9 protein-coding genes and 1 pseudogene are annotated in these 10,097 nt (G+C 70.0%); 2 read left to right on the top strand and 8 right to left on the bottom strand.

Features of this window, described 5'->3' with window-relative positions:
- Positions 1 to 506 (bottom strand): annotated as a pseudogene (locus tag AC07EJ_RS40600) (RNA-guided endonuclease TnpB family protein); the annotation flags it as partial.
- An 81-nt stretch (positions 507 to 587) separates the two neighbouring features.
- Between AC07EJ_RS40600 and AC07EJ_RS40595 the strand changes: the two are divergent.
- Complete coding sequence (locus tag AC07EJ_RS40595; protein ID WP_478886124.1) at positions 588 to 2,060, top strand: alpha/beta hydrolase; 1,473 nt, start codon at positions 588 to 590, stop codon at positions 2,058 to 2,060.
- Between the two features lie 137 nt (positions 2,061 to 2,197).
- The gene (locus AC07EJ_RS40590) at positions 2,198 to 2,665 is read left to right on the top strand and encodes a hypothetical protein (protein WP_389485085.1); all 468 of its coding nucleotides are present in this window, start codon (positions 2,198 to 2,200) and stop codon (positions 2,663 to 2,665) included.
- 18 nt (positions 2,666 to 2,683) lie between these two features.
- On the opposite strand, the gene AC07EJ_RS40585 is transcribed toward AC07EJ_RS40590, so the two are convergent.
- The 7 genes from AC07EJ_RS40585 to AC07EJ_RS40555 form a co-directional block, all read right to left on the bottom strand.
- Positions 2,684 to 3,586: a DUF5936 domain-containing protein gene (locus AC07EJ_RS40585; protein ID WP_389485082.1), complete on the bottom strand. Its 903-nt coding sequence runs from the start codon at positions 3,584 to 3,586 to the stop codon at positions 2,684 to 2,686.
- Positions 3,587 to 3,632: 46 nt separating this feature from the next.
- Positions 3,633 to 4,583 (bottom strand): type II secretion system F family protein, encoded by a 951-nt coding sequence (locus AC07EJ_RS40580; RefSeq protein ID WP_389485080.1) that lies wholly within the window; start codon positions 4,581 to 4,583, stop codon positions 3,633 to 3,635.
- Between the two features lie 34 nt (positions 4,584 to 4,617).
- Positions 4,618 to 5,955: a TadA family conjugal transfer-associated ATPase gene (locus tag AC07EJ_RS40575; protein ID WP_389485078.1), complete on the bottom strand. Its 1,338-nt coding sequence runs from the start codon at positions 5,953 to 5,955 to the stop codon at positions 4,618 to 4,620.
- 8 nt (positions 5,956 to 5,963) lie between these two features.
- Positions 5,964 to 6,518 carry a TadE/TadG family type IV pilus assembly protein gene (locus AC07EJ_RS40570; protein WP_478886123.1) on the bottom strand — a complete coding sequence of 185 codons (555 nt, stop codon included), beginning with the start codon at positions 6,516 to 6,518 and terminating at the stop codon, positions 5,964 to 5,966.
- The gene (locus AC07EJ_RS40565) at positions 6,515 to 8,110 is read right to left on the bottom strand and encodes a CpaE/TadZ family protein (RefSeq protein ID WP_389485073.1); all 1,596 of its coding nucleotides are present in this window, start codon (positions 8,108 to 8,110) and stop codon (positions 6,515 to 6,517) included. Before AC07EJ_RS40565 ends, AC07EJ_RS40570 begins: the two co-directional genes overlap by 4 nt.
- Positions 8,111 to 8,172: 62 nt before the next feature.
- Positions 8,173 to 8,883, bottom strand: coding sequence for a Flp pilus assembly protein CpaB (gene cpaB / locus AC07EJ_RS40560; protein WP_389485070.1), 711 nt, complete (start codon positions 8,881 to 8,883; stop codon positions 8,173 to 8,175).
- An 87-nt stretch (positions 8,884 to 8,970) separates the two neighbouring features.
- On the bottom strand, positions 8,971 to 10,047 hold the full coding sequence (locus tag AC07EJ_RS40555; protein WP_478886122.1) for a hypothetical protein: 1,077 nt from the start codon (positions 10,045 to 10,047) through the stop codon (positions 8,971 to 8,973).
- Positions 10,048 to 10,097 lie beyond the last annotated feature (50 nt).

The following is a 10,097-nucleotide window of genomic DNA, read 5'->3' as shown; positions in this document are numbered from 1 at the left end:
CGCACGAGATCGGACTCGCCCTTGCGGTGCTCGTGCAGGACCTTCAGCTGGTCGGCGGAGCCGGTGTAGCGGATGTTCTTCATCCGGCCGTCGACGGTCCAGATCGAGACGGTGCGAGCATCGCTCTGCCAGGACAGGCAGCGGTCGTCGAACGGCTGCGCCGCCTCGGGCCGGAAGCCGACCGGGCTGCTCATCGCCCTGCGGTAGCGCTTCGAGGTGGCCTTGCCCAGGAGTCCGGCCCTGGCCTGAGCGGCCAGCGTGGTGTAGGCGTCGACGGCCTTCTTCACTACCCGCACCGCGGGCTGCGCGGACAGTCCGAAGGTCGCCTTGATATCCGCGTAGAGGAGTTTCTGCAGCCCGTTGCGGTCCTTCACACCCTTGTCGAACGCGACGGACGCGACGGACGCGACGTGGGTGGCGGCACGGTTGCAGGCGCGCAGGGTCGCTTCCAGAGCCGCCGCCTGCTCAGGCGTCGGCAACAGCTTGACCTGCACCACCAGCTTCATGACACCTGACGCTAGAGCCAACTCCCGTACACACAACCGGCTTTCGCATTCCCGTGCGCGATCCGGTGACACCCTGGGCGGGTGTTCGCTTCCCGGCGCTGCCAGGCACAAACGATCGCGCGCGGTACGGCGGGCGGCCGGACCGACCCCACCGCCCAGGCCATCGACCGCCAGGCCGCCGGCTTCGATCCCAACCCCAATTTCGGGCTGGCTCAGGGCATCGCGGACCGGATCGCCGGCGCCCTCAAGGAGGCCACCGAGGGCGACGCGAAGTGGTCGCCCAAGTTGAGAGCCCTGAAGGCCGACGACGACCTCACTGTGTCCAAGCACGACTTGAAGGACGCGCAGTCGGACATGGGCGGCGTACGGGACGCGGGCAAGGCCTATCTGGACTCGATCAAGGCACCACCGAAGAACGGCAGCCCCAAGGAGAACGCCGACTGGTGGAAGGGCCTCGGCCCGGAGGAGCGGGAAGCGTATCTCTCCCTTCATCCCGACGCCGTGGGCAAACTGGACGGGGTGCCCTCAGAGATCAGGGACGAGGCCAATCGCATCGTGCTCGGCGAGAAGGAGGCCGACTACCAGATCCAGCTCGACGGAATTCCGAAGCCGCCCGCCAACGAGTGGACATGGATCACCGCAGGAATGTACCCGTCCAAGGTGCACACCGACGAGTGGATGGAGTGGGACAAGAAGTACGGCGACCAGTACCGACACCTGAACGCCTCGCTCAACGGCATGAAGGCCATCCACACCCGCTTCGACCAGACCGGCAAGGGCGGTCTGCCCGAGGCGTATCTGCTGGGCTTCAGCCCGGAGGGAAACGGCCGGGCCATCGTGGCCACCGGAAACCCGGACACCGCGCAGAACCAGGCGGTGTACGTGCCGGGTACGACAGCCAGCCTGGACAAGGTCGGTGGCGACATCGACCGCATGACCGAGCTGTGGCGTCAAACGCAGGAATCGCAGCCCGGCTCGTCCGTATCGACCATCACCTGGCTCGGCTACGACGCCCCTCAGGATGTCGTCAAGGACGCTCCCTTCGAGCACTACGCCTACGACGGCGCACCCGCCTACCGCCAGTTCATGGACGGCCTCGACGCCTCCCACAACGGCCCCGGTGAGCCGCACCGCACCGCCATCGGGCACTCGTACGGCACCACGCTCATCGGAGCCGCCGCGCAGAAGGGCGACCTGAACGCCGACGACGTGATCTTCGCGGGCAGCCCGGGTGTCAAGGTCGGTTCTGCCGAAGAGATGGACGTGCCGAAGGGGCATGTCTGGAATGAGGAGGCGGATGGCGATCCGGTGCCCGACATCGGCCGCTGGGGCCACGGTGGCAGCCAGTGGAAGCTGGGCGGCGGCACGTTCCTCATCCCCAGCGACGACCAGTTCGGCGCCCATCAGATGAACACGCACGCCGAGGGGAGCGGACCCACGACCACCAAGGGGTCGGAGGGGCACAGCGAATACTGGACCGATGGCACGACCGCACTGAAGAACCAAGCGCTCGTCGTCGTCGGCCAGTACGGCTATGTCACCGCTCCCCACTGACCTGACGGCGTCCGTCCAGGAGACGCTCTCCCCGAAATTCTCTAAGGACTTCGATGCTTTGCCTTCCCCACCGCCGTCACCGCAGCGGCGCCGCCCTCGCGGTTGCACTGACCGGACTTCTCCTCACGGGATGTGGCATGTCTGACTCCGATGCGTCCAAGACCAAGACGCCGTCCGCCGGTGTCGCCACCACCGACGACGCTGCGGACGCCCTGGAAGCTGTCTCCAGCCAGATCCACGACTTCGCGGGCGTGCCCGGCAAGTCCTCCGAAGCAGGTGCCGGGGTCCAAGAGTGCGACGGCAAGGACCCTAAGAAGTTCTTCCGTGTCTGGCACCCGTGGAACTTCGCGCCGAAGAAGGCCAGTGACATCGACGTCGCCATGGAGAACCTGAAGAAGAAACTGAACACCGGCGGATGGGTGATCAAGGATCTCTACCACGACAACAGTCCGAACAAGGCTCTCAACCTCGTCGCCGACAACGACGCCAAGAAGGTCAGTGTCCGCATCACCCAGTACTCCAAGACTGACCCCCCAAGCCTGGGCATCACCACCATCTCCGGCTGCTACCAGGTACCCGAGGGCGAAACCGTCGAGCAGTTCTGACCTCTTGGCGCTCGGCTTTCAACGTCCGAGAATCGAACCGAAGTTGGACCCGGAGCCGAGGAACATGCCCGTCGCGATGAGGATCATCGTGGCCGGGAGCATGAAGACGAGGGTGACCATCGTGGCCTTCGGGATCGTCTTCGCGGCCCGGCGGCGGGAGTTCTGGGCGTCGGTGCGCCGCATGTCCGTGGCGATCTGGATGAGGGTCTCGGCGATGGGTGAGCCGAGTTCCTCGCCCTGCTGGAGCGCGGAGACGAACTGGGTGACCTGTTCGGACGCGTTGCGGCGGCGCAGCTCGTCGAACGCCTGGCGCCGGCTGACGCCCATGTCCATCTGCCGGAGCGTGATGCGCAACTCGTCGGCCCACGGCCCTTCGTACTTCTCCGCGACGCGGTCGAGCGCCTGTCGGAAGCCGAGGCCCGCGCTGACGACGACGGCGAGTACGTCGAGGAAGTCGGGGAGTGTGCGATCGATGACCTCTTTGCGCTCGCGTGTGGCCTGCCAGATGAGACCGTCCGCGGCGAGGAGGCCGAACGCGAGGGTGAGGGCTGCGAACAGGGTCTGGCCGTTGGTGAGGAAGACCAGGCCGAGGACGACGCCGAAGATCCCGTAGACCGCGCGGCGCGCGGCGTAGCGGTCGATGGTGAGGCCGCCCGGGTTCCCCGCCATGTCGATCTTGCGCCGCTTCGAGGTGACGCGGCGGGGGCCCATGGCCCGAAGGACGAGGGGGGCGAAGCGCATGCCCAGGCGGTCGACGGCGGACCCGGCGGCGGACACGCGCGTCGCACCGACCTCCAGGGCGATGGCCAGGTCGCCGGGGAGCTTGGCCTCGGCGCGGTACATGCGGACGCCCAGGAAGATCCCGAGGACCGCGAGGCCCATCGCGAGGGCGAGCAGCAGCCCGATCAGACCCGTACTCATGACCTACCTACCTCGCTCGCCCTGCGCCGGATGACGGACGCCCATGTCAGACCTCGATCTTTCCGAGCCGGCGGATGACGAAGAACCCGATCCCGTACAGGCCGAGCGAGACGAGGATCAGCGCCTGGCCGACCGGCGATCCCGTCACCCGGGCCAGCGCGCCCTCGTTCGACGAGTTGATCAGGAGCAGCGAGCCGAGGCCGAGGAGCGGCACGGTGAACGCGGTCGCGTTGACCTCGGAGAGCATCGTGCGGATCTCGCGCCGGGTCTCCTTGCGGTCCTCCAGGGTCTGGGTGAGGTTCCGCAGGGACGACACCACGGAGCCGCCCGCCTTGTTGGCGAGGACGAGGGTGGTGACGAGGACGACGAGTTCGCGGGACGGGAGGCGTTCGGCGAGCTCACCCAGGGTGTCGTCGATGGTGCGGCCGAGCGAGAGCTGGTCGGCGACCATGGACAGCTCCTCGCCGGCGGGGGCCTCCAGCTCCTCCGCGGCCATCGCGAGCGAGGTCCGCAGGGCGAGCCCCGCGGCCGTCGCGTTGGCCAGGAGGCGGGCCACGTCCGGGAGTTGGTTGATGAACGCCTCGATGCGTTTCTGGCGCTGCCAGTTCAGGAAGATCACCGCGCTCCATACGCCGACCAGCCCGGCGATCGGCCCGAAGAAGGGCGCGAGTGCGGCCGATGCGATCAGCCAGAGGGCGACGACCACGGCGAGTACGTACGTGAAGAACTCCCCCGCGGTCAGGTCCAGCCCCGTGGCGGACAGGCGCAGGTGGATGGCGCGGCCGAGACGGGTGCGGCGCAGTCTGCGGTCGACGGTGGCGAAGCGGCGTACGCGGCCGGAGGCGCCGCTGTGCGGGCCCGCGCCCGAGAGGCCGTCGAGCCGGTCGACGAGGGCCTGGCGCTGCGCGCGCCCGGACGCGTACACGTGGAGGCCCGCGACGGCGAGTGCGCAGGTGAGGATGGTGGCGCCGAGGGCGATGAGGGTGGGGTCAGTCATCATCCGCCGCCCTCGCCGACGGGTCGCTCGGTCCTCATCCGATGGCCTCCCTCGTGTTGCGTCCGTCGATGCCGTCGATCACGCCGAACGCGGGCGGGATCGGCTCGTTCGCGACGTACAGGCGCTCGGCCACGCGCCGGGGCAGCGGCAGATGCTCGAACGTGCCGCGCACGCGGTGGTCGTGGCCCAGCGGGTGCGGCACGAAGCGGGAGACCGTCGAGATCCTGAACTGTTCGCGCCCGTGGGAGACGAGCAGGGCGATCTCGGTGACCTTGCGCGTGCCGTCGGCGTGCCGGGTGAGCTGGACGAGGACGTCGACCGCCGAGTTGATCTGGTCCTTGAGCGCCTCGAACGGGATCTGCACCTCGGACATGGACCCGAGGGTCTGCAGGCGCATGAGGGCGTCCTCGGCGGCGTTCGCGTGGACGGTGGCGAGCGAGCCGTCGTGGCCGGTCGACATGGCCTGGAGCATGTCGAGGGTCTCGCCGCCGCGAACCTCGCCGACGATGATGCGGTCGGGGCGCATGCGCAGGGAGTTGCGGACGAGGTCGCGGATGGTGATCTGGCCCTTTCCCTCGACGTTCGGTGGCCGCGATTCGAGACGGATCACATGGTCCTGCTGGAGCTGGAGTTCCGCCGAGTCCTCGATGGTGATGATGCGCTCGTGGGGCGGGATGAGGCCGGACAGCGCGTTGAGGAGCGTGGTCTTCCCGGAGCCCGTACCGCCGCTCACGATGACGTTGAAGCGGGCGCGGACGAACGCGGACAGCAGCATCAGCATCTGCTCGTCGAGCGAACCGAGCCCGATCAGCTCGGGCAGGGTGTACGCGCGGGGGAAGCGGCGGATCGTGAGGGTGGCGCCCGAGAGGGACAGCGGCGGGATGATCACGTTGACGCGCTCGCCCGTGGGCAGGCGGGCGTCGACCATCGGGTTCGACTCGTCGACGCGCCGGTTCACCGTGGAGACGATGCGCTCGATGGTCTGCATGAGCTGCTCCTGCGAGGCGAAGCGCAGCGGGAGCTGTTCCACGCGCCCGGCGCGCTCCACGAAGATCGCGTCCGGGCCGTTGACCATGATCTCGGTGATGGACGCGTCGGCGAGGAGAGGTTCCAGTACGCCGAGACCGAGCGCCTCGTCGACGACGCGGCGGACCAGCTGGCTGCGTTCGGAGGAGGAGAGGACCGGCCCCTCGCGGCTGATGATGTGGCCGAGGACGCGTTCGAGTCGCACCCGCCGGTCGGCCGCCGCGAGCGACGACATCTCGGCGAGGTCGATCTCCTCCAGGAGCTTCGCGCGGTAGACGGCGACGAGGCCGTCGTCGCGCGAAGCGCCGGGCTCCTCGCGGACCGTCACGCGTGATCGCAGGCTCATGGTCCGGCTCAACCCCCTTCCGGGTCACGGTCGTTGGGCATGGTGGCGGTGCGGCGCACGTCCCACCGGTCGTCCAGGAACGGGACGAGGACCGGGACGTGCACGGTCACGGTGGCGGTGGTCGTGTCGCCGCCACCGCCACCGCCTCCGGCGTCGATGTCCGCGTCGAGCCATCCGCTCATCGCGGCCCGCCCGGCACCGGTGCCGTCGCCGCCCTGGGACTGCACGCGGGCGGCGGCCCTGGCACCGGAACCGGCCTGGTTCGCGCTGTAGCCGACGAGGCCGAGCTGGATGGCGGCCATGCCGATGAGGAGCAGGAAGGGCAGAAACCCGGCGAACTCGAGGATGGAGACACCACGGTCGTCGGTGATGGGGGTACGGCGGGGAGCGTGGCGGAGGCTGCGGCGGAGGGCGTGGTGGGGGCCGTTCTCCGTCCGGAGGCGCGGGGGACGGCCACGCGCGGCCGAGAGCCGGAGACTATTGCGGCGGCTGCGGCGGAGGCCATGGCGAAGCCCGATCCCCACCCGCAGACGGCCACGCGCGGCCGAGCCCCGGTGCCTCACGGTGTGACCCCCTGGTCGTCCTCTCTCGCGGCGCCCGCCTCGCCCTTGACGGTCCACCCGGCGTCGATGCCGGGGAAGAACACCGGCACCTCCAGCCGCACGGTCGCCTTCATCACCGATCCGTCGGGGCCGCAGGTGATGGCGGCTCCCTGCCACGCCCCGGGCAGGTTCTTCTCGCCCGCGGTCTGGCACGCGCCCGCCGTGTCGCCGGTCCCGGCCTCCGCGGAGGTCGCGGCTCTGGCCGCCTCGTCCGCCGCGTTCCCGGCGAGCGAGTACGTGTACCCGTACAGGACGCACTGCCACAGCAGCCCCATGACGACGAGCAGCAGCGGGAACATGCCCGCGAACTCCAGGGTGACGGCTCCCTTGTCGCCGGCGCGGCGGCGGGTGCGGCGGCCGGAGTCCGCGGCGGCGGCGTCGACCAGGCCGAGTTCGCCCGCGAGCCCCCACAGCGCCTGCTTCACCGTCGACCGGCTGTCGAGGTCCTGCATACGGCCGGCGTCGACCGCGGCCTGGAGCTCCTTGTACCCGGCGGGCACGCCGACGCGCGCGACCCGGGTCCCGGTCACGCGCTCCACCAGGGACGCGGTGATCTCGGAGCCGCGCGCGGAGCGGTTGATGACGGTGACGGTCTCCTCGGCCTTGCGGATCTGGAGGCGGTCCCACATACGGATCATGCGCTTCGCCGCGCGTACGGCGACGACGTCGGGGGTGACCAACAGGACGGCCTGGTCGGCGAGTTCGACGGCCGCCGCGTTCGCGGACCCCATCTGCGTACCGCAGTCGACGACCACGAGGTCGTAGCGGCTGCGCAGGGCCTGGACGACCTGGCGGGCCACGCGGTCGGTGACCTCCTCGCCGCGCTCGCCGTCGGAGGGCGCGAGGAGCAGGCCGAGGCCGGTCTCGTGAGTGAAGACGGCGTCCTGGAGGACGCGCGGGGTGATGTCGCGGATGGCGGCGAGGTCGGCGACGGAGCGGCGGAACTGGACGTCGAGGTACGAGGCGACGTCACCGGACTGGAGGTCGAGGTCGAGGAGCGCGACCGAGCGGCCCGATGCCTGGGCGGCTAGGGCGAGTTGGACCGCGGTGACGGTGGTGCCGACCCCGCCCTTCGCGCCGGTGACGGTGATGACGCGGCCGCCGGACGTACCGGACGTGATCGCCAGCTCGCCGCCGCTGCCGAGATGTCTGCGCATGCCGCCGGCCCAGGAGGCGGCGGCCTGCACGCGCTCGGCGAGCGCGTCGTACCCGAGCGGGAACCCGACGATGCCGCGCGCGCCCGAGTCCATGGCGGCGGTGACCAGGGCGGGGCTGGTGTCGGCGGTGGCGAGGACGACGCCGACGGCCGGGAAGCGCAGGACGAGGTCCCGGATGAGGTCGAGGGCGGGCACAGGCCCGATCCGCTCGTGGACGAGGACGACCTCGGGCAGTTCGTCGAGCGACTCGGCGGCGAGCCGGGCGAGGGTGTCGAGGAGGGCGGTGGAGTCGGCGACGGGCGGCGCGGGCTCGGCGTCGGGCAGCTGCCCGAGCAGCGTGACCAGGGACCGGGCGGCGTCCAGGTCTCCTACCGCCGGGAGAATACGGATGCTCATACGGCGCCTCGCCTCCTCTCTCTTGCTCTCACTTGTGCGCTTCCTGCGCTCTCACCTGTGCGCTACTTGTCCTCGTCGAGGGTGTACGAGCGGTCGCCCGGCGGGACGGCCGCGTCGGTGCCCGCGGCGACGAGGGCGAGCCGGACGTGGGTCGCGAACGACTCCGCGTACGCGACGCGCTGCGCGTCGGCGGGGTCGAGGGCGAAGGTGATCGGCACGGCCTCGCCCTGCCGCCGCCGGCCGTTGTCGCCACCCTGTTCGTCGATGGGGGTCAGCTTGCCGACGTCCATGACCTCGGCGTTCTCGACGATGACCTTGGACTGGTCCTTGGCCTTCTCGTTGGCGGCCTTGAAGGTGGCGTAGATGTTGACCTTCGACCCGGGCGTGATCTTTCCGGCGACCCCGGTCTCCGCGTCGATCATGATGGCGATCTCCTGCTGCCCGTCCTTGAGTTGCGGCCGGGCGACGATCATGTCGGTCTGGAGCAGGGACCCCTTCTTCAGGGTCGTGACGGCGATCTTGCCGCGGATCTGGCTGAGGCTGGTCACGGCGGTCTTCGACAGCCACCGCTCGGGCATCTCGACCTTCTCGAACCGGTCGGCGGTCAGCTCCTTGTACGGCGCGACATCGCCCTTCAGCCGGTACGCCGCGACTTCCGGGCCCACCTTCGAGTTCACGTCACGGATCACCGAGAGGACCCCGGCGAAGGCGCCGACGGCGCACAGGGCCGAGATGACCAGCAGGATGACGCCGCGACGCTGACGTGAGTTCATGGACCGGACTACCTCGTGGGGATCTCGTCGGGGGGATTTCGTTCGGGAATCTCGTTCGGGAATCTCGTTGGGGGATCTCGTTGGCGATCAGGGGCGGGCGGCTGGTGGCAAGGCGGCGCGGGCCGGGCCGGTGACGGGAGTCAGGGCGGTTACGGCGGCGAGGCCGGTGGCGGGTGCGAGGCCGGTGGCGGGTGCGAGCACGCCCGCGCCGCCGCTCGGCGGTTTCGCGGTCCGGGCGGGCGGATCGGCGAGCGGCGCGGCACAGAAGCCGCAGCGGTCACCGATGAGTTCGAGGCCGCACCAGCGGCACGACTCGCGCCGGACGGACGAGACGAGCTGGTAGAGCACGGAGATGTCGGGGATGGCGGCCGCGAACTCGGCGAGCTTTCCCGGGTTTCCCGGCTTCCCGGTGGCCCACCAGCGCGCCGACTCGGCGGGCAGCCTGGTCTCGACGGCGCCCTGCACCTGCCAGGCGGGGGCGAGGGTGCCGGTGATCCAGTCGGTGGGCTGCTGCCCGGCGGCGTAGTACATGCGGGTGCCGAAGGCGGGTCCGCTCAGCAGGGGCTGCTCGGGTCCGGTGAACCGTACGAGTTCGGGCTGCGGCGTCGCGAGTACGGCGAACTGGGCACCCGGCATCCACGACTTGGCGTGGGCCTTGAGGCTGACGGGCACGCGGTCGAGCCTGGCGACGGAGCCGAGTACGGCGCCGGCGTAGATGTAGTGGGCCAGGAGCCGCGCGGCGGAGGCGAGCACGCCGGGGCTGAAGTCGCACATGGTCAACTGCCGCAGCTGGAGGACCAGTACGGCGAGCCCGAGCGGCGGGAGCTCCGGCCGCAGGATGGCGATCCGGTCACTTTCCAGCACGGAACGCACAGCGTGCAGCCGGTGAACGACCAGGTCCGGCACGGATGCCGGACACAGGGCGATCACATAACCGTGGTGCTCGATCAGGGTGTGCATCTCGACGATCGCGCGATCGAGGTCGTACGGCTCCGCCCTGCCGCCCTTGTCCGCGGCGGAACGGAGTACGGCGGACTGGAGCACGGCGGCGGACGGCGTATGCCGGTCGGACGCGGCGAGAACCAGGTCAGGGCTGGTCACGGCTATCGCGGTCGGCACGCTCGTACACCCCCCGGTCTCTGTGCACTCCTGTCTCAGCACCATATCCGCGCATTGCCCACTCAACACCCAACTTCCCGGTGTTCACCGGGAGG

The sequence above is a fragment of the Streptomyces sp. NPDC045026 genome, from assembly GCF_056432625.1.
Note: the sequence above shows the minus strand (reverse complement) of the source record. Positions and strands in the feature narration are given on the sequence as shown.